Annotated in this window: 23 protein-coding genes; 8 read left to right on the top strand and 15 right to left on the bottom strand. The window is 68.6% G+C overall.

What is annotated here, in order from left to right; all coding sequences use genetic code 11:
* The 10 genes from VG869_16910 to VG869_16865 form a co-directional block, all read right to left on the bottom strand.
* A partial coding sequence (locus tag VG869_16910; GenBank protein HEV3452866.1) for a hypothetical protein occupies nt 1-750 on the bottom strand: 750 nt, incomplete at its 3' end.
* A 155-nt stretch (nt 751-905) separates the two neighbouring features.
* A complete protein-coding gene (locus VG869_16905; GenBank protein HEV3452865.1) occupies nt 906-2,360 on the bottom strand; it encodes an amidase in 1,455 nt (484 codons plus the stop codon).
* 99 nt (nt 2,361-2,459) lie between these two features.
* Nucleotides 2,460-2,831 carry a VOC family protein gene (locus VG869_16900; protein ID HEV3452864.1) on the bottom strand — a complete coding sequence of 124 codons (372 nt, stop codon included), beginning with the start codon at nt 2,829-2,831 and terminating at the stop codon, nt 2,460-2,462.
* Entirely contained in the window at nt 2,828-3,217 is a 390-nt protein-coding gene (locus tag VG869_16895; GenBank protein HEV3452863.1) for a VOC family protein, read from the bottom strand. The genes VG869_16900 and VG869_16895 overlap by 4 nt, the downstream gene beginning before the upstream one ends.
* A gap of 53 nt (nt 3,218-3,270) precedes the next feature.
* On the bottom strand, nt 3,271-4,134 hold the full coding sequence (locus tag VG869_16890; GenBank protein HEV3452862.1) for an SGNH/GDSL hydrolase family protein: 864 nt from the start codon (nt 4,132-4,134) through the stop codon (nt 3,271-3,273).
* Between the two features lie 323 nt (nt 4,135-4,457).
* The gene (locus VG869_16885) at nt 4,458-4,736 is read right to left on the bottom strand and encodes a DUF2277 domain-containing protein (protein HEV3452861.1); all 279 of its coding nucleotides are present in this window, start codon (nt 4,734-4,736) and stop codon (nt 4,458-4,460) included.
* A gap of 105 nt (nt 4,737-4,841) precedes the next feature.
* Nucleotides 4,842-5,420 carry a thioredoxin family protein gene (locus VG869_16880; protein HEV3452860.1) on the bottom strand — a complete coding sequence of 193 codons (579 nt, stop codon included), beginning with the start codon at nt 5,418-5,420 and terminating at the stop codon, nt 4,842-4,844.
* 145 nt (nt 5,421-5,565) lie between these two features.
* A complete protein-coding gene (locus VG869_16875; protein HEV3452859.1) occupies nt 5,566-5,904 on the bottom strand; it encodes a DUF3761 domain-containing protein in 339 nt (112 codons plus the stop codon).
* Between the two features lie 426 nt (nt 5,905-6,330).
* Nucleotides 6,331-6,627, bottom strand: coding sequence for a MoaD/ThiS family protein (locus tag VG869_16870; GenBank protein ID HEV3452858.1), 297 nt, complete (start codon nt 6,625-6,627; stop codon nt 6,331-6,333).
* A complete protein-coding gene (locus VG869_16865; GenBank protein HEV3452857.1) occupies nt 6,624-7,739 on the bottom strand; it encodes an exo-alpha-sialidase in 1,116 nt (371 codons plus the stop codon). The genes VG869_16870 and VG869_16865 overlap by 4 nt, the downstream gene beginning before the upstream one ends.
* A gap of 387 nt (nt 7,740-8,126) precedes the next feature.
* On the opposite strand from VG869_16865, the gene VG869_16860 reads away from it, so the two are divergent.
* The 5 genes from VG869_16860 to ligD all read left to right on the top strand — a co-directional run bounded on the left by VG869_16860 (nt 8,127) and on the right by ligD (nt 12,440).
* The gene (locus VG869_16860) at nt 8,127-8,636 is read left to right on the top strand and encodes a DUF4395 domain-containing protein (protein HEV3452856.1); all 510 of its coding nucleotides are present in this window, start codon (nt 8,127-8,129) and stop codon (nt 8,634-8,636) included.
* Between the two features lie 287 nt (nt 8,637-8,923).
* Entirely contained in the window at nt 8,924-9,352 is a 429-nt protein-coding gene (locus tag VG869_16855; protein ID HEV3452855.1) for a VOC family protein, read from the top strand.
* A gap of 262 nt (nt 9,353-9,614) precedes the next feature.
* Nucleotides 9,615-10,316: a hypothetical protein gene (locus VG869_16850; protein HEV3452854.1), complete on the top strand. Its 702-nt coding sequence runs from the start codon at nt 9,615-9,617 to the stop codon at nt 10,314-10,316.
* 176 nt (nt 10,317-10,492) lie between these two features.
* Entirely contained in the window at nt 10,493-11,209 is a 717-nt protein-coding gene (locus VG869_16845) for an alpha/beta hydrolase (GenBank protein HEV3452853.1), read from the top strand.
* A gap of 268 nt (nt 11,210-11,477) precedes the next feature.
* Nucleotides 11,478-12,440 carry a non-homologous end-joining DNA ligase gene (gene ligD, locus VG869_16840; protein HEV3452852.1) on the top strand — a complete coding sequence of 321 codons (963 nt, stop codon included), beginning with the start codon at nt 11,478-11,480 and terminating at the stop codon, nt 12,438-12,440.
* A 108-nt stretch (nt 12,441-12,548) separates the two neighbouring features.
* Here ligD and VG869_16835 read toward each other — a convergent pair whose 3' ends face one another.
* On the bottom strand, nt 12,549-13,475 hold the full coding sequence (locus VG869_16835; protein ID HEV3452851.1) for a phytanoyl-CoA dioxygenase family protein: 927 nt from the start codon (nt 13,473-13,475) through the stop codon (nt 12,549-12,551).
* 79 nt (nt 13,476-13,554) lie between these two features.
* On the opposite strand from VG869_16835, the gene VG869_16830 reads away from it, so the two are divergent.
* Nucleotides 13,555-14,736 carry an alcohol dehydrogenase catalytic domain-containing protein gene (locus VG869_16830; GenBank protein HEV3452850.1) on the top strand — a complete coding sequence of 394 codons (1,182 nt, stop codon included), beginning with the start codon at nt 13,555-13,557 and terminating at the stop codon, nt 14,734-14,736.
* A gap of 138 nt (nt 14,737-14,874) precedes the next feature.
* Here the strand turns inward: VG869_16830 and VG869_16825 are convergent, their stop codons facing one another.
* A complete protein-coding gene (locus VG869_16825; protein ID HEV3452849.1) occupies nt 14,875-15,708 on the bottom strand; it encodes a ParB/Srx family N-terminal domain-containing protein in 834 nt (277 codons plus the stop codon).
* Nucleotides 15,709-15,775: 67 nt separating this feature from the next.
* A complete protein-coding gene (locus tag VG869_16820; GenBank protein ID HEV3452848.1) occupies nt 15,776-15,910 on the bottom strand; it encodes a hypothetical protein in 135 nt (44 codons plus the stop codon).
* Between the two features lie 109 nt (nt 15,911-16,019).
* Here VG869_16820 and VG869_16815 point away from each other — a divergent pair, with 109 nt between their 5' ends.
* Nucleotides 16,020-16,664: an RDD family protein gene (locus VG869_16815; GenBank protein ID HEV3452847.1), complete on the top strand. Its 645-nt coding sequence runs from the start codon at nt 16,020-16,022 to the stop codon at nt 16,662-16,664.
* A 113-nt stretch (nt 16,665-16,777) separates the two neighbouring features.
* The gene (locus tag VG869_16810; protein HEV3452846.1) at nt 16,778-17,032 is read left to right on the top strand and encodes a hypothetical protein; all 255 of its coding nucleotides are present in this window, start codon (nt 16,778-16,780) and stop codon (nt 17,030-17,032) included.
* A 62-nt stretch (nt 17,033-17,094) separates the two neighbouring features.
* On the opposite strand, the gene VG869_16805 is transcribed toward VG869_16810, so the two are convergent.
* Both VG869_16805 and VG869_16800 read right to left on the bottom strand, forming a co-directional pair.
* Complete coding sequence (locus tag VG869_16805) at nt 17,095-18,705, bottom strand: sulfatase-like hydrolase/transferase (protein ID HEV3452845.1); 1,611 nt, start codon at nt 18,703-18,705, stop codon at nt 17,095-17,097.
* Nucleotides 18,705-19,112: a DUF1330 domain-containing protein gene (locus VG869_16800; protein HEV3452844.1), complete on the bottom strand. Its 408-nt coding sequence runs from the start codon at nt 19,110-19,112 to the stop codon at nt 18,705-18,707. Before VG869_16800 ends, VG869_16805 begins: the two co-directional genes overlap by 1 nt.
* Between the last annotated feature and the right edge of the window lie 15 nt (nt 19,113-19,127).

Genomic DNA, 19,127 nt, shown 5'->3' with positions numbered 1-19,127 from the left:
GCCCGCGAGCCCCTGCTCGCTCGCAATGGTGAAGTCCCACGCAAGATAGAGATCCTGCCGTTCGACACCAGAACGCGCGAGGTCAGCGAAGATGTGTTCCATCGACGGTCGGCGCGAGCGAACCCCTTCGGCTTCCTGGCGCGGCTCGTGATCACGCAGGGCCGTGAATGCGTCCGACGCCGGGATGGTTTCGCCGGACGAATCCCGGAGGTTGCGCAGGGCCACGACGATCCGATGGCCCTCGGTGAAGTCACGAGCCGGGCGGATTACGAGCGCTCGTGTCGCCGGATTGTTGTTCCAGGTGTCGAGCTCGGCCCAGTACGGCACTCGCTGGCGTGTGACGGTATCGAGCAGCACGGCGGGAGCACTCGGCGCCAGCGACCGGCCGATGTCGGTGATCGGCGCGAGGCCGCTCCGCTGCAGATCGATCCCGGGCACGAGCGTCATGATGAGCGAACCGGGGCTGAAGCCGTCGCTGCGGTTCCAGTCCGTCGGGTCGATTGGTACGCCCGAGACGTTCGACGGAAGCTGGTCGGTGGTGAAGTGGAGTCGCAGACCGGTCGGCGAGCTCGGGTCGGCCACGGTGAAGTAGTTGTCGGGGAAGGGCAGCAGGCAGAGCGACGGATCGAGCGGATCGCAGCCCGCCGCGGTGGGCGATCCGGGCCTGTGTCCGGCTCCGGCCGGCGCGCTAGAAACCCGGTCCCAGCTCGCGCCGCTCGGCACGGCCGCCAGCGCGCTCGCGGCGACCACGACCGCCGAAGCGAGCGCGATCCGAGACCATCGACGCATCCTCCGCCCCCCTTCGCATCCCCCGCCCTGTGGAAGCTGCGTTCCGAGCCCCGGATCCTATGAAGGAGCGCGCGGAGCGGCAATGCGGCTCAGAGTGCCGGCCCCGTGTTGATGCGTCAGGCGTCGGCCAGCGCGGGCCCCGGGGCGATCATCGGCCAGGGTCGGGTCCGCTCGACTGCGAGGGCGACGTCAAAGAGCAGCTCGTCGGCGTGGTGCCGCGCCAGGACTTGCATCCCGATGGGAAGGCCGTCGACGGTACCGGCGGGAATCGAGATCGCCGGGTTGCCGTAGATGTTCGAGACGATCGTGAGGCCGCCCATGTTCACAAGCTCGGGAAACCGGCGAGCGGCGTGGTCGATCAGGAGACTCGGGAGCCTGGGCGCGGCCACGCTTGCGAGGCGAGTCGCGAGAAGGAGGCCGCGGAACGCATAGAGGGCCGGGGTGCTCGACTTGGCCCAATCGATGAAGCTCGCCTCTCGACCGCTGTGCTCCGCCTCTGCGGCGAAGGCGACGCCGGGGTTGGTGGCGGCGATCACGAAGTCGACCTGGTCGAACACCGCCGCCATGGCTTCGTTGAGCTGGATGCGAAGGGACTCCGCGACCGCGGCCGTCTGCAGGTTGTAGAGGGACTGCGCCATGTACAGCCCGAGCGCGACGTCTCGTGTCATCTCGGATGCGGATCCCGGCCAGCGGTTGCCGAGATCGGCCAGGAGAGTGGCCAGGTTTCCCATCATCCAGTGGGGGGCCACGTTCGGCAGCTCGACGCGGAGGTCGACTTCCACCATGCCCGTTGCCTCGATCAGCGCTGCCGCCTCGGTCCGGAGGTGCTCCTCGACCCCTGGGTCGAGCGACACGCCGCCGAGCCCGGGAACGATCGCGACGCGCCGCCGGGTGAGCTCGTGGGTGCCGAGCACGGCCTCGTATCCAGGATGCTTCGGAAGACTGGATGGGTCGGCGGAGTGATAGCCGCTGCAGGCGTCGTAGTAGCGGGCAGCGTCACGGACAGAGCGGGCGAGGTTGCCCAACACGACCGTGTTGGGCCGTGAGTACGCCCGAGGGCTCCGAGGGATGCGCCCGAACGTGCCCTTCATCCCGAGGAGGCCGGTATAGCCGGCGGGGATGCGGATCGATCCGCCGCCGTCGCCGCCCGTCGCGAGCGTGACGAGGCCACCGACCACCGCGGCCGCAGAGCCCCCCGATGAACCACCCGCGGTACGGCCGTGCCGCCAGGGGTTGTGGGTCACACCGTCGAGCTTGTTGACGCTGACGTTGAGCCCTCCGAACTCGCTCGCGGTGGTCTGGCCGACGGGGACGGCTCCGCCATCAGTGAGGAGGCGTTCAACGTGAGCCGTCGTATACGTCGCGACACGGTCGCGAAACACGAGCGACGCCTCGGTGTGCGGCCAGCCCCGGAGCGGCTCGAGCTCCTTGATCCCAGCGGGAACGCCACCGAACGGCTTCGAGACGTCTGCGCGTGCGGCCGCCGCTCGGGCCCGCTCGACATCGAGGAAGCCGAAAGCGTTCAGTTCGCTGGCGTTGATGGCTGCCAGGCTGGCGTCGAGCTCCTCCACGGGTGAGCGCTCACCCGCGCGGAACGCCTCGACAAGCGAGCACGCGTCGCCTGACCAGGGAGCCTCAGCCATCTGATGGTCCCGGCCGTCGGTGTTCGTTCAGAGCTGGCGGTCCTCCTGAAGCTCGATGGTGAAGCCCGAGGGATCGGCGACCCAGATCTGGACGATCTCGCCCTGTCTCGCCTGCTCGTACGGCACGGATGCTGCCTCAAGCTCACGAATGGCTTCATCGAGGTCAGCGACCGCAAAGCACACATGGGGACCGGTCGGGTCGATGTGCTGCGGACCTCGGTGTGGCGCGTCGACGAGGTGCAACTGAGCGTCTCCGATCGTGAACCAGTGGCCATCGACACCTGGGATCGTCGGCCGCGGAGCCGTGTCCATCTCAAAGAGCCTGGAGTAGAAGTCGCTCGTCGGCGCAAGGCAGCCGGCGACGTTCACTGATACGTGGAGGATCCGAGTGACTCTCATTGGGCGGGCTCGGACCCTGCAAGCTGCTCCATGAACTCCAGTCTGATGCCTCCCGGCGCCTCGACAAAGGCGATGCGCCGAACCCCGAATGGTCCTTCAACGACCTCAGGGCCCCACAGCACGGTGTGGCCGCGGAGCTGGGCATCGAGATCGTCGCAGAGCAGGGCCGGGTGGAGGAAGCAGTCGTCGGGGAGCGCGCAGGCGTCTTCGTAGATCGCCCTCGTGAACAATGTCAGCTGGACTGGCCCCAGGAAGACGTCGGCGCGCTTGCTTCCCTCCCATTCGATGGGCTCGGTGGCTACAAAACCCGCTGATTGGTAGAACCCCAGCGCCGCGTCGAGGTCGCGCACCTTGACCGCGAGATTGGACAGTTCCCGAACCACCACAGTGCCGCCCTTCTATGTCGGTGAGACCGATGACTGCTCGGGCGGCGTCGTGGCTAGAAGCCGTTCTGGTGCATGGCAGCGACGAGCATGCTGGCGCTGGCCTGCATGCCGGCTCCGTTGGGGTGGATCGGCGCAGCCGGGTTCACGGGGACGACCGGCTCGACCCACCGGACTGTTGGCAGCTGGCAGGCGTCGCGGCCGATGCTCTGCGCGTAGGTGTCGACGTAGATGTCGTTGTTCGCAGCGGTCATGAACGCCAGCATGGCGTTGAGCTGCTTTTCCTTGTCCCGCATATATGGAACGTCACCGTCGGTGATCGGCATCTGGGGGTAACAGCCGACGCCACTGTCCGGAAGGATGTCGAGGTAGCCGAGCACGAACACCTTTGCCTTCGGCGACCGGTCATGGATCCCTTGGAGGACCGCCCCCACCTTCGGGGCTGTCGCGAAGATACGGTCTGCGATCGTGTCGTCGCCGTTGATCACGTACTTGTTCTGACACGGCGTTCCCGAGTTGACTGGGCTCGAGCAGTTCTCGGCGATGCTCACGAAACCGATGTCGTTCCCGCCAATCGTCAGGCTGACTGCCTGGATACTCGGACCCAGAGCGTTGAACTGCGGCGGGTTCGAGCCGCCCTGCACGCTCTGGCTCTGCGTCATGTTGTCTGTCGTCGCACCGCTGCAGCTCACGTCGTTGAGGACCGAGCCACTCAAAGAAAGCGCGACGAGGTGAGGGTAGTTGTGATCCGACCGCAAGCATCCGGTGGGGTTCGTTTGCTGGACTGGGATCACCGGCCCCGCGGTGTAGGAGTCACCGAGGCCCACGTAGGGCACGCAGCCAGCGACGAGAATCAACGCGCTCGCAGCCAACACGATTCTCAGGACCGGAGACCGGCCCAGCGCCCGCACGGTGCCCATCACGTCACCCCCGCAAGTCACCTGGGTTCGGGCCGACGCCCGACGATGTCAACGGACATTACCCGCGTCGTCTCGTTTTCCCGTCTTGGACGAAGCCGACGCAGGCTCCCTGGTTCTGAAGGTCCCGAACCCGACGCAGCCACTCGCCCCGCCGTGCGCGTGATCTGGAGTGCGTCGTCTCGGGCTTAGGATTTGGGGCCGCTTGCCGCTCAGATGCGGGTCACGCGGTAACACCCACGCTTCCGACCCCGTCAGCTGCGCCCGCCTTCTGCACCGCTGCTGAGGATCCGCTCGGTCGCAGGCGTTCCGACGCGGGCGTCGGCTCAGGAGGCGAGCGGGCTGAGACCCATCCGCTTCCGCACCTCGGGACGTCGCAGCGGCGGGACGGTCTTCGGCGGCTGCCGGCGGGCAGGGACGCTCGCCAACAACCGCTCGGTGATCTCCGCCACCTCGAGCGCGGCCTCGTCCAAGAGCTTCGAGAGCTCGGGGCGGGGCCTTACGAGCCCGGTGACCTTGCGCACGTACTGGCTCGCGGCGGCCTCGATCTCTTCTCGTGTCACCGGCGGCTCGAGGCCGCGCAGCTCTGTGATGTTCCGGCACATGCCGGCATCGTAGGACCACCGTTGAAGGAGCGGGCATCCTCCGGTCCGCTAGTGCCTGGACCGGGGCAATATCCCGGTTTGAAAGGCGGCGCCCGGCGGTGGCGCTCAGCCGGCGTAGTCGGGCGCGTTCCCCGGCTTCCACTTGATGTTGCAGCCGAGGCTCGGACGCTGCGGTTCGGGGACGCCGGCTCCCTCCAGGAGCGCGTCGACCGCGGCGAGGAGGTCCGCGCCGGTCGTCGGCTCGTCGTTGGACGGCCGGCTGCCATCGAACTGGCCGCGGTAGGCGAGTCGTCGATCACGGTCGAAGACGAAGAAGTCGGGTGTGCACGCCGCCCGGTACGCCTTGGCCGTCTCCTGCGACTCGTCGACGAGGTAGGGAAAGGGGTAGCCGACGTCCTTGGCTTCGGTTCGCATCGCGTCGGGTGCGTCATCCGGGTGGGCTAATGCATCGTTGCTGTTGATCCCGATCACCGCGATCCCGCGCTCTTGGAGGTCCGCCGCGACGCGAGCGAGCGCAAACCGGATGTGGCGCACGTATGGGCAGTGATTGCAGATGAACCCGACGACGAGGACTGCTGCCTTGGCGAAGTCGGCCAGTGCGTACTCGTGACCGTCAAAGTCCGGCAGCCGGAAATCGGGCGCCGGGGTGCCGAGCGGCAGCATCGTCGATGGCGTGGCGACCACCTTCAGTCTCCTTCCGATTCCGTGCCTACCCAGCCACGGATCGTAGGTCCGCGGGCTGACGCCGCCCGCGCGGTCTCCAATGGCGTGACTTCTCTCGTTCGTAGGTCATTGCTGGGAGTGCCCGTGAGCGGCCAGCGGGTGCCGATCAGAGCCACTGCACGACACCACCGTGTCCGGAGCAGGCAACCGGGCGCGATCGTGAAAACGAGTACGTGCCGTCGCCGCACAGGGCTGTCGCCCCGGGTGGCGGACCACTCGGGCTCGGGAAGGGGGAGCATTCGGTGTTTCCGGCTGAGTTGACGTAGGTCCCATTGGGGCAGGGAGCACCCGCGGGTGCCTGCTGGGCGAGCGGCACCGTGCTCGGGCTGGCAAAGGTGGGCAGGGTCGGAGTCGCGATCGTTGCTGGGGGAGCGGTGGCCTTGACCGATTGTGAGGTCGCGCTCGACCGCTCGGCACTGCCGCTGGGACCTCCACAGCCGGGCATGCCAGCCACGGCGATCGCCGCCGCGGCCACCAAGGGCATGCGAGACCAACTCATACTCCGCGCTCCCCGGTCCCCGACGGCCATCCAGATCATCGCTTGGCTCCGGGCACCGTGCAATCGGGTGAGTGGGCCGCGATCGTCACGGCGCGCGGGGGGCACGGCGGCGCCGCTGCCGGCGCGAGCGAGGCGAACCGACCGACTCGCGGGACCGTAGGGCGAACGCCGGCGAGAGGGGGAGCGCGGAGTTCCGTTCGCAGGCCTCCTCGGGCGACGGGAGGTGCCTCGGAAACGCTCAGGTCTACGCGTGTGAGCCAGGCGTTCGCTCGTCACGGACGCGCGGTCGCCCGGCCTCCTGCTCAAGCGATGAACGACGCTTCTTGCCCCGAGTCCTGCCGTAGCGGGCAGGGTTGGACGAGTTCGCGATCGCTAGCCGCCGGCCATCGCTCCGATGACCACGAACGGTTCGATCCCCGTCGCGACCGACTCGGGCAACGGGGCGTCGGGCAGTTCGTGGGACACATCATCCTCGCCGGCAAAGAACCGCACGAAGGCTCGACGCCGCTGGGTGACGCGGTCACGAACGGTCCCCCGCAAGACCGGGTAGTGGGTCTCGAGCGCGTCAAGGAGCGAGCGCTGGGTCACGGCGCCATCGACGTGGAGCTCCACTTCCCCCTGAACGCAGGCGAGCGTCCGCAGAGGTGCCGGGAGCAGCACTCGAATCATCGCAACGTCTGTGCCTCGACCGAGAGCACGGCGGGTAGGTCGCGGACGATGGGTTCCCACGTGTCTCCAGCGTCGGATGATCCATACACCTGCCCCCCGGTCGTGCCGAAGTAGACGCCGCAGGGCTCGAGAGCATCGATCGACATCGCATCGCGCAAGACGTTGACATAGCAGTGACGCTGCGGGAGCCCACTGGTGAGGGCCTCCCACTCGTTCCCGCCTGTCCGGCTGCGGTAGACACGAAGCTTTCCCTCCGGCGGGTAGTGCTCCGCGTCGCTCGTGATCGGAACGACGTAGATGGTCTCCGGATCGTGCGCGTGAACCTCGATCGGGAAGCCGAAGTCACTCGGCAGGTTGCCGCTGACCTCATGCCAGGACGCGCCGCCGTTGTCGCTGCGCATGACGTCCCAATGCTTCTGCATGAAGAGCACGGCCGGGCGGGAGGGATGGGCGGCGATGCGGTGAACGCAGTGGCCCACCTCAGCGTCCGGGTCCGGGATGCCCTCGGAGTGCAGGCCGCGATTCGCGGGGTGCCACGACTTGCCTTCGTCGTCGGTTCGAAAGACGCCGGCAGCCGAGATCGCGACGAACATTCGGCTCGGGTCGCTGGAGTCGAGCATGATCGTGTGGAGGCACATCCCACCGGCTCCGGGCTGCCACGCCGAGCCCGAGCCGTGGCCTCGCAACCCGGGCAGTTCCCGCCACTCCAGGCCGCCGTCGACCGAGCGGAACAACGCCGCGTCTTCGACGCCGGCGTACACGGTGTCGGGATCGGTGAGCGACGGTTCGAGGTGCCAGACGCGGGCGAACTCCCACGGGTGTGGCGTGCCGTCGTACCACTGGTGAGTGCCGGTCGCGCCGTCGTAGCGGAACTCGTTCCCGACGGGCTCCCAGGTCTGGCCGCCGTCGTTCGACCGCTGGATCAGCTGGCCGAACCAACTTGTGGACTGCGACGCGTACAGGCGATCGGGGTCAGCGGGGGACCCCTTGACGTGGTAGAGCTCCCATCCCCCGAACGAGGGGCCGTCGACCTCCCACCGATCGCGCGTGCCGTCCGACGTGAGGATGAACAGGCCCTTGCGGGTTCCGACTAGCACCCGTACGCCGCTCAATTGTCGAACCTCCGTATCCGGTGGCCGCCTCAACCGGTTCGGCGACCCGAACGAGCCAGATGCGCCCCGGAACTCCTCCCGCTAGTCCGCTGAGCCGCGGTCTTCGCCACGCTAGGACGACCGCAGACCGGCGAACTGATCGCGTGGTTCGCCAGCGCGTCCGGGCACGTCCGTGCTGTCCCCCGGCACTCGTGGTCGAGCCGGATGGGCCTCGCTCGACCCTGGGGCTGGCCCGGTTCGGGGCTCACGTTCCCGGGTTGACACGTGCGGCCCCTGGCCGTCCACCTCCCTCCTTGGCGCGCCCGCTGAGCGCCGCCCTCGATCCCCCGGCCTTGATTCCCGAGTTTTTTGGTCATATTTTGGGGGGAGCGAAGGTCTGAGGTGATCATGGACTTCCGAGCCCTATTTCGGTTCCCGAACCCCGTGAACGAGACGTCGGCTCGCCTCGTGGCCGCCGGCGTGGTGGTCATGAGCGCGTCGGCTCTCGTCTTCGACCAACTGTGGCTGGTCGCGGTGATCGCCTTCGGGTTCGTCGCCCGGGTCCTCACCGGCCCCAGGCTCAGCCCGCTGGCGATCGTCGTCACCCGGCTTGTGACCCCGCGACTGCCGCTCCAGCACCGCTACGTGCCCGGTCCGCCGGAGCGCTTCGCCCAGGGCATCGGCGCCACGATCTCTGTGGCCGGCGTCATCACCTGGTACGGCCTCGGAAGCCCGATCGTCACGTCCGCGCTCCTCGGCGTGCTGGTGGTGGCGGCCACGCTGGAGTCAGTCTTCGCGATCTGTTTGGGCTGCCTGGTGTTCGCACAGCTCATGCGGCTCGGGGTCATTCCCGAGACCGTCTGCGAGGCATGTGCCAACCTGTGGCTCGACAGAGATCCGGCGCCCGCCCACAGCTGACACGCCGGTCCCGCACACCGTTCCCGTCGTCGCTCCGACCGACTCGCTGGGGGCTCTCGATTCGGTGTGTGAGTCGCGCCTCGTCGCCCGGCGCGGCCCTTCATCCGCAAGACCGCCCGCACGAGGCCGGGAGCGGCGGGCTCCGGGATCAGCCAGCGGGGTCTGCCCGTGTACCGTCCACTCCAAGGTCGGGGGCACTGAGGTCTTCGAGGACCGGACCGAGAACAGTCACGGGGCAGTCGATCCCGGGCCGGTGAGATGCTCGGGCCAAGACTGGAAGGACCGCTGTGGTTCAGAACCCGCCGGAAGGCTTCCCCCGCATCACGCCGTACTTGCTTTACGAGGACCTCGACACCGCCGTCGACTGGCTGATCGGGGCGTTCGGGTTCAACGAGCAGGTTCGCATGACGGGCCCGGACGGTAAGGCCGTCCACGCCGAGCTCAAACTGGGCGACGGAGTGGTGATGATGGGCCACCCGGGATCTGATTACCAGAACCCAAAGCACCGAGGCGGCGTGACCCAGCTCGTCTACGTCTACGTGGACGACGTCGACAAGCACTGCCAGGCGGCCAAAGCCGGCGGCGCCCGGATCCTGAACGAGCCCGCCGACCAGTTCTACGGCGACCGCACCTATGGCGCCGAGGACCCCGAGGGCCACCAGTGGTCCTTCGCCCAGCATGTCCGCGACGTCGCCCCCGAAGACATGCATCCGTGACCCTGCGGCCGCGTCGGCGGATCGCAGTGCGGCCGGACCAGGAGCACAGCCCAAACCGATCCCGACTCCCGACCTCCTCGGCGGCTCACGTCGAGGTTGGCCGGCTCGCCCCGCGGCGCGAGCCGTGAGCGATCCGCCGCCGCGCCGGCGCCACTCCCGCGTCGGTCGGACGTCCGCGGCCATCGCAGTCGGAGTCCTGCTCGCCCTCGCGATCCCCACCGTCGTCGCTGCACAAACCGACAGCATCACGGGCACGAACATCGTGGCTACGGTCGGGGCCCAGTTCTCGGGCGTGATCGCAACCTCGACGCTGCCCGTCGGTGAGGTGTCCGTGGACTGGGGCGACGGCATCGTCACCACAGGCTCGATCGCGGCCGGCGGCTCGATCTCGGGTACCCACACGTACACCGCGGAGGGCGACTTCGGCATCACGCTGACGTCCGGGGCCGTCGTCGGCCACTCGACGGCCGTTGTCCTCACCCCCAGTCAGGGGGCGGTTCTCGTGGGATCCGACGCGACGACAGTCCCGGACGGGGGCGCGGGAACGGCCAGTGTTCTGTCGCCCGGTCCGGGGCTCACCGCCACGCTGCAACGGCCGACTGGGCCGGCCACGTTGTTCGTGGCGGTCTACGGGGCCAATCCGGAGTCAGATCCGGTCAACGCGGGCGGGTTCTACGACGTGCGGGTCGTCGGGGGCGGTCCCACGGCGACGCTCGTGGTGGTCTTCCACTATCGGGGCGTGTCGGGCTCCCCGCGCCTGATGTTCTTCGACGCCGCGACCGGCCGATACGTCCCGGTGCAGAGCCCGTCGATCATTGCCGACCAGGGGGCGCAGGCGATCACCGTCACCCTCGATGCCGCGACCGTGCCGTCGATCGCTCAGCTGACGGGAACAGTCTTCGCCGCCGTGGCGCCGACCCCGGCCGTGGCGCCGATCGTCGCGGCCCCGAGGTTCACGGGCTAACGCGCCGGTCTCGAATGGGGATCCCGCACCCCACCAGGGCCGATACAGCATCGGCTCGGCTTGCGGTCGTGATCCGGAGATTGGAGACGACCGCGAGCCGGCAGCGATGATTCCCGACTCGGGAGGTCGTCGTACGTCTCGAAGATTCGCTTGACCGGGCGAGGAGAGCGCGAGCGATGGCCACCTACGTCCTGATTCACGGCGCGGGATCCGACTCGTGGTACTGGCACCTCGTCGCTCCCCGGCTCCGTGCCCGGGGTCACGACGTGGTTGCACCAGACCTCCCGTCCGACGACGACTCGGCCGGCCTGGCCGAGTACGTCGAGGTTGTTCTCGATGCGATCGGAGGTCGCTCGGACCTGATCGTGGTGGGGCAGTCACTCGCAGGATTCACCGCGCCGCTCGTTTGTGCTCAGGTGCCGGTGAGCCTCCTGGTTCTCGTTGCCGCGATGGTCCCGATGCCTGGCGAGCCACCGGGGGAGTGGTGGGTCCACACCCGGTGGGCGGAAGCCCGCCGCCGCCAGGCCGAGCTCGACGGCCGCCCGATCGCAGCCGACATCGACCCCATGGCGGAGTTCTTTCATGATGTACCGCCCGACCTTGTGTCGGAGGCCATGGCGAGGGGCGAGCGGATCCAATCCGGCACGCCGTTCGAGAAGGCGTGGCCGCTCGACGCATGGCCGGAGGTCCCGACCCGGTTCATCCTGTGTCGGAACGACCGCTTCTTTCCGCCCGAGTTCTTGCGGCGGGTCGTCGACGAGCGTCTCGGAATCACTCCAGACGAGCTGGACGCTGGTCACCTGCCCGCACTCAGCCAGCCGGGAGAGCTGGTGGACCGCCTTGAGGCGTACCGGCTGGCGTGCGAGCAGCGTGTCAACCAGAACCAGCAGTAGAGGCCGGCATGCGCCTGAGGGCCGGCTCCGTCGGTGTGTGGAGCCGGGCCTCGCTGCGCTTGTGGGTCCTGCGGGCAGCGAGCGCCGCGACGCCAGTCTTGCGCCGGGCATGCGCTGCCCGATGGGCCTCGAGGAGTCGGACTCCGATAGCCGTGCAACGAGCGCTCAACCGGTGGCTCGCGAGCAGCAGGCTCGGGGCCGCCGTTCTGGGGTCTCAGACCTTTCGTCTTCCTCCGAGTGTGCAGCCTCCCCCGCCTAGCCTCGCCGGGTGAGCCCCGGCGAAACGCGCCGAGTGCCGGCGGTCGATCTTCCAGTCGGAGATCGCGTCGTCCGGATCTCGAATCCCGACCGCGTCTACTTCCCGTTGCGTCGAGCAACGAAGCTCGACCTCGCCCGGTACTACCTCAGCGTCGGCGACGGCATCGTCCGAGCCCTGCGGGAGCGACCGTGCATGTTGCATCGCTTCCCTGAGGGAGTCAGCGGCGAGAAGGTGCACCAGAAGCGGCTTCCACGCGGTGCCCCGCCATGGGTTGAGACGGTGCGGGTTGACTTCCCGTCCGGACGACATGCCGACGAGCTCTGCGTGACCCAGCTCGCCAGCGTCATCTGGGCGGTGCAGATGTCGACGGTGGAGTTCCACCCCTGGAACTCCCGCCGCCGAGACACCGAGCGACCCGACGAGTGGAGGATCGACCTGGATCCGATGCCCGGGTGCAGTTTTGACACCGTTCGGCGCGTTGCCCACGTAGCGCACGAGGTCCTCGATGAGCTCGGGGCCGTCGGGTGGCCAAAGACATCGGGCGGGTCAGGCCTCCATGTCTACGTCAGAATCCAACCACGTTGGGACTTCGCGGACGTGCGTCGAGCGGCACTGGCGTTCGCTCGAGCCGTGGAGCGCCGAGCGCCGGACGACGTCACGACTGTCTGGTGGCGAAAGGATCGGGAGCCCGGGAAGCTGTTCGTCGACTACAACCAGAACGCCCGGGACCACACGATCGCCAGCGCGTATTCCGTGCGCGGGGTCCCCGAGGCGACGGTGTCGACCCCGATCACTTGGGACGAGATTGACGATGTCGAGCCGCACGACTGCACGATGGAGACGGTTCCGAGGCGCTTCGCCAGTCTGGGCGACCTCCACGAGGGAATCGATGACGCGGTGTACTCGCTCGACACGCTGCTCGAGTGGGCCGCGCGCGACGAGCGGGAGGGACACGTCGACCCCGGCACCTGAGTCCGGCGCCAGGCTCTCCGCACGGCATGCGATTCGGCCGTTCGGTCTCGTCCTGCTGACGCAGGGCGCAGCATCCCGTGCTGAGGCGACCAGCCCGCGACGCGCAACCTATGGGCCGCTCGTGCCATCCGTTCCGACGCCGCCCGGCGCGCCACGAGCCGGCTGGGAGGGCTTGGTCGCCCCGTAGGGCGTCATGTCCATCCCGGGGTAGCGGAGGGCGACGTCCGACAGCGTCTGCTCGTTCCAGTACGCATCGCCCGGCCTCGGGAAGCCGAAGAGATCTCGTTCCCGGACTGAGCACTGCGGCATCAGCTTGGCCCATCGCTCGGGCGCTTGCTTCGGCCATGCCATCTTCCCGCCCCACGTCGTTCCCCTCGCTTGGTAGTCCGCCAGCAACGAGAAGCGAGAACGTGCGGCGCCGACGAGATCCGACCCTCGGTGGAGGATGTCGGTGCGGTACAGGAGCAGACTCCCGGCGGGACCGGTGGCGGCCACCTCGACGTCGGCGAGGGCTCCGAACTCGATGTACAGGGGCGTGAAGGGGACGTCCTTGCCGCGGTCGTTGGGAACGATCCGCGTCGGTCCGTCCTCGAGCGTGACGTCCGAGAGGAAGATGAACGTCGTCAACTGTTGGTACCGACCGTCTCGCCGTGGGACGACGAGGCTGTGGCTGCCGTAGTCACGGTGCAGGGGCTGTTCGTAGTTGGCGGCACCGGCGTACTTCGCCCACAGCTCGACCTTGTAGAGGTGGAGCTCTCGCGTGGCGAGGAAGCGCTCCGCGGTGTCGACGAGGTCGGGGTGGAAGGCCAAACGATTGAGGTCCCACGACCGGTAGGGAAACTCCTCGACGCCGGCGAACTGGCTGGTGGCGTACTCCGGAAAGCTCGCGGGCTGGGCGAAGTAGTCCTCGGGCCTCGGAAAGTGCAGCCAGAGTGCCGCTTGCGCCGCCTTCAGCTCGTCGGGAGCGAGGAAGCCCTCGATCAGCGCAAACCCGCGCTCGCGAACCTCATCCAGGACGGCGTCTGGGACGCGCACAACTCGGCACTGTACGCCGGGGGTGTTCGGTCGGTCTGCCGTCGGGATGTCGCGTCGCGAGCACGCGTACGCTGCCGGTGTGCGCGCCGTCCAGTTCGACCTGGCCGATCCCGCCTTCCCGGCGTCGCTCATCGATCTGCCCGAGCCCGAGCTGCCCGGGCCGGCCTGGGCACGCGTCGCCGTGACCACGGGCGGGATCTGCGGCAGCGACCTCCACCTCTTCGCCCACAACACCGGCCCGTCGCCGACGCTCGTGTCGCTGGCGTCGTTTCCGTTCGTGCTCGGCCACGAAATCGCCGGCCGGGTGATCGAAGCCGGGCCCGAGTGCGCCCAGGCGGTGGGGACGCGAGTCGCAGTCGATCCGTGTATCCCGTGCGCGGCCCGGGGGATCGAGCCGCCGTGCGAGAACTGCGCGCGGGGATGGACGTCGTCGTGTCTCAACCTCGACAGCCGGGTCCTCACCGGTGGACGCTCGCTGGGGTTCACCCAAGACCTCGGTGGCGGTTGGGGTGAGCAGGCGCTCGCCCACGTCTCGATGCTGCACGCCATCCCCGACACCGTGCCTGACCGCGGCTCGAGCCTGCACGAGCCGGTCTCAATCGCGTGCCACGGCCTGCTCCGCGTCCCGCCCCGCGACGGCGAGCCGGTGCTCGTGGTCGGCGGAGGAATCATCGGGCTGGCGACTTTGGCCGCCCTCAAGGGGCTGTTCCCGGGATGTCCGGTCACGGTGCTCGCCCGGCATCCCCACCAGGCTGAGGCCGCGGCCGCGTGCGGCGCCGATCACGTGGTTCGGACCGACGCTGGCAGCGCCCACTTCGACGAGCTCGCCCGGCTGGCCGGCGTCCGCGTCGTCGGCCGGAAGTCGAACGTCATGCTGATGGGTGGCTTCCCCTACGTCGTCGAGGCGGTCGGCGCCCCGCAGTCGGTCAGCGAGGCGCTGCGCGCGGTGGCTCACCGCGGCACCGTCCTGTTGCTCGGCGCGGCGGGCGTGAGCGAAGTGGACCTGACGCCGGTCTGGTACAAGGAGGCCGCCCTCGTGGGGTCGATCGACCACACCGTGGACTCCGGCTCGGCGCCTGGGCTTGCTGGCGGCCCGGACCGTCACTCCGTCGACCGCGCCCTCGATGTCCTCGCCGCGGGGCTGCTCCCGCAAGATGTCGTCGTGACCCACGAGTTCCCACTCGATGAGTACCGCGACGCGGTCGCCACCGCGATTGATCGGGGCGGCTCCCACGCCATCAAGGTCGTCTTTCGTCCGTAGGACCACCCGCGACTCGTGAGTGGGCACGGGCGCCGATAGGTCCTCGCGATCACCTGCGGCGTGGCCGTGACCCGGCGATGGGGCGGCAGGATCGCCCGTCCGGGCAAGCGTCGGTCCACGATGGCGGTGGCCGAGGCTTCAGACCGCCTCGCGGAGCACCTTCTGTGGATTCTCTTCGAGCTCCTGGAGCTTCGCGATCATCTTGTCGAACGTGTCGTCGAAGGAGTGCTGCTTCCGCGCCCGTTTGAGCGGGTTAGCGAACGAGATGATCTGGGCACCGACGAACTCGTGCCAGGCTCCGAGCTCCTTGAGCCGGTCCGTGACCGAGCGCACGAGCTGGTGCGCCTCGACCACTTTCCCGGCGCGGGCCTCTCGGGTCGGGAGGCAGGCGCTGAGCGGCTGGTCCATGAACCCGTCGCACTTTCGAAGGATGGGCTCGAACGAGCTGCCGGCCAACCGGCCGGACTGCGCGTAGCCGAGGCCCAGCGTGACGTAGTGCGCCTGCTGGACGGCTTCGACCACCTCCTCATCATCCTCCGGAGCCTGCGGCTCGGTCGCGACAAGTTCCCGGTAGATCGAGAGCGCGACCCCCGATCGCTCACGAATGTTCGGTTCCTTCTCGACGTTGAGGGCGAGCATGCGCCGCGCCAGCGGGGGCGGCGCGATCACGGCCGGGATCTGGCGGAGCCCGAGTTCTCTCGCCGCCAGGAGCCGGTGCTGGCCGTCGATGATGAGGTATCCGTCTCGGTCTTGCTGTTCGACGACGACCACAGGGGCGAGGAACCCAACTCGCCGGACCGAGTCGACGAGCCGTTTCACGTGCGAGTCGCTGGGCTTTCGCTGGTGCGAGATGACTTCCAAGCTGGTGATCGGCAGCACCGCGAAGGTGAGGTCACGCCCCTCTGCTGGGTCCTTGAAGGTGAGGTGAGCCTCCGAGGTCGCCTGGGGTACTGGCGTGGATCGCTCAGCCATCTCGACGCGGATCGTACTGCGACGATCGTGCGGATCTGGCGAGCGGCTCGCGGTGCCTCCCTTCGGTTCAGTCGATCGTGGCGGTGAGCGCTCCGAGCTCGTGGACGCGCAGCTCCGAGGAGCTCCGGTCGGGCGGCAGGCGCCGAGCACCGACGGGGAGGGCGGGAGCGCAATCGAAGGAGCGCGCCCGGCGCTCCAGCATCGGCGGTGGAGACCGTAGGCTCGCCGGCCCGAGCCGATGGGTTCGAGTCGATCGGAGTCGCTCGTGGTCTGGTTCTTCCTGCGTGTTGCCATGCAGGTCGAGTGCGACCATGTCCGCGAAGTGGTGGGGAGCGTCGAAGCGCGGTCGAGCCGCCGGCTGGCCCCGTCAGGATGATCGAGAGCCCAACCGCGACCCGACCCGGGTCGTCTGGCGTCGGTGCCTCGCCTACGCCGCGGACCTCCTGCTCATGGCGTTGGTCCTGGCCGCGACGCTGCTGGCTGCAGGGGACTGGCACACGCTGAAGTCGGGTGGCCCGACGAAGGTGCCGAGCGGTCATGCCTGCTTTGAGTTCCGCTCGGTCGGCTATCTCGTGCGCGACCGCGCCTTCGTCTGGTTCGCGGTCGCCGTCGTCGGCCTGGTGATCTTCGTCTTCATCGTGCCGCAGAGCACCCTCGGCCGCTCGCCCGGCAAGGCGCTGCTCGGTGTTCGCGTCGTCCGGGCGGACGGCAGCTCGCCCGGGCTCCTTCGCTCCTTCCTTCGTGTCGCGGCGTGGGCGATCGACGGCCTGGCGATCGGCCTTCCCGTCGGGCTCTGGCTCGTGATCGTCACGAACGGCCATCGACGGGTCGGTGACTTCATCGCCGGGACCTACGTCGTCCGAAGCACCGCGACCGGGCATCCGGTGCAGGTCCCGGCCCGTGGGTGGGTGACCCGCCAGCTCCGGTCGACGCCCGGTCGCCGGCCTGGTGCGTAGCGGATCACGTCGCTCCGACACGCCCGCATCGGCAGCTCGGCTCCAGGTGTCGGGAGGACGCCGTTGCGTCGGGAGGTTTGCATCCGAAGGCTCAAACTGGGTAGATCACAGCGGTGACCGACTACGTCATCCCCGAGCCTGAACCCAAGGAGATCGACGAGAAGCAGGCCATCGAGCTGCGCCATCTCGCCGAGAACGCGGTGCTGAAGGGCCAGCCGTCAGGCGCGGAGCAGTGTGAGAACTGCCGCTACTACCTGGAGAACACGGCCGAGATCTCGTACTGCTGGCACCCGAAACTGCGCATCCTGGTTGGCGCGCAATGGTGGTGCCAGTGGTGGGAAGCGATCCCGGAGGACGGTTCGCCGTAGCCCGAGGATTCCCGGCGGCGAGATCCCACGACGCCGCTCCGAGCGCGGGCGGCGAGGTCCCGTCACGCGGGTGCTTCGACCGCTAACGGGTCCCCGCGAGGCTCGGGGAGATGGTCGTAGAGGTCGGCGGTGAGATCGGCCCGCACCGACCGAAAGCCCGCATCGTCCCAGAGATTGTAGAACTGGTAGGGGTCGTCTTCGACGTTGTAGAGCTCACCCTCCGTGCCGTCGTAGTGGATGCCGCACGGCTTCAGCACCCGATCGCCGACGATCGTTTCGAGACCGGTTGCCTGACCGTCGGTGCTCGGTTCGTACACGGTGCAGAGCCAGTCGTCGCGGTAGATGGAGCGAAGGTGCATGCCGTGGCTCGGGAACTGGCTGTCCCATTCGCAGAGCACTCGCTCGCGAGCCGACCCGGAGGCGGTCGGGAGCGGAGCGCCCTGCATCCACGCCGGAGGCAAGGCCCCGGCGATCGTGCAGAAGGTCGGCGCCAGGTCCACCTGGCCGACGGGATCGCTGATCGCAGCGGGTGGGATCCCCGCCGACGGTGCCGGGCGCCAGACGAGCGGGAGGCGCATGAGGGCGTCGGTCGGGAACGGACCCTTGAAGAGGAGGCCGTAGTCGCCCTGGAGCTCGCCGTGGTCGGTGGTGAAGATGACGTCGGTGTCGCCCTCCCAGCCACGCTGGCGGACATGCCGCAGCACGCGGCCGAGAGCCTCGTCCACGAGTTCATTCATCACGTGCACCTTGGCGTTGATCTCGCGGACCTGATCCGGCGTCAGGGAACCGGGGCAGAAGCCACCCGGCCCACCCTCACGGTTCTGCCAGCGCCCCTCCCACCACGCGAGCCAGTGCGCGGGCTTCCGGGACAGCACCGTGCGGATCGCTTCGTCCGAGCCCGGGTGTCCAGGCGGGAGGTCGAGGTCGCGCCAGTCGATTCGGCCCAGCTCCTCGGCCGGCGGGTCCCACGGATGGTGCGGATCCGGGAAGCTCATCCAGCAGAACCAGTCCTCGTCAGCCTCCAGCGTGTCGAGCCAGTCGATGACCAGGTCCGCGACCCAGTCGGTGTGATACCAGGCCCGCGGGATCGGGTTGTTCTTGGTCTCGGGCGCGCTCGTGTCGCCGCCGCCGCGTGCGGACAGAAGCGGTGCGAAGCTCGTGAGGTGTTCGGGATGGTTGCGCTCCAACCAGCGGCCGTAGTGGGCAATGGGCCCGCTGACCTGTGGGCCGTCGGTCGTGACCAGCACGGCGGCCGCGGTGTGCATCGCCTGCACGGAGCGTTCGAACCCCCGCCAGGGGCCGATGTCACCGCGGATGGCGCGGGCGTTCTCCTCGAAGCGCCCGGTCAGGTCGAAACCCGGCTCGAAGTGGGCCTTCCCGAGGAGAGCGGTGCGGTAGCCGGCGTGCTCCGACAGATGTGCCGCGACGCTCGGCGCGTCCGCTGGGAGCGGGATGCCGTTCGCGACGACGCCGTGGGTTCGAACGTACTGGCCCGTGAGCATCGTCGAGCGCGCGGGCATGCACACCGTGTTCTGGTTGTACGCACGCCGGTAGACGATTCCGTCGGCGGCGAGCCGGTCGACCACGGGAGTGCGAGCGATGGTGTTGCCAGTGCAGCCCAGCGAGTCGTACCGCTGCTGGTCGGTCGTGACGAAGAGGATCTTGCGGCCCATTAGTCCGGAGGCCCCCCGGGTGGCCGTGCCGCGCAGGCGAGGAGCACGGTCTCGGCCAGCCCGCCTTCACGGTGCTCGTGCGACTTCAGGTAGCGCTCGTCGGAGACCATGTCCAGGAAGGCCTTCCGTGACGGATATTGAACCAGCGCGATCGCGTCCCAGCCGTGGGCGGCCTCGTCGCCGATCAGGACCTGATCGACCCGGCCGCTCCAGAGCACTCGGCCGCCGCGTTCCTCGACCATCCGGACGACCGAGTCGCCGTACCGGTTGTAGGACGCGACGCCGCTCCCGCCGTCGGTCGCAACCTCCTTGAACTTCAGCAGGTTCAGCATGGTGACCGGGGCGTCGTCGGCCTCGGCTGCCGACGCCAGCGCCGCGAACTGATCGCGATTCGGAGTGATCGGCACAGCACCCTCCTCGTC

The sequence above is a fragment of the Acidimicrobiia bacterium genome, from assembly GCA_035948415.1.
Classification (GTDB): Bacteria; Actinomycetota; Acidimicrobiia; order IMCC26256; family PALSA-555; genus PALSA-555.
This window is presented reverse-complemented; position numbering and strand designations above follow the sequence as displayed.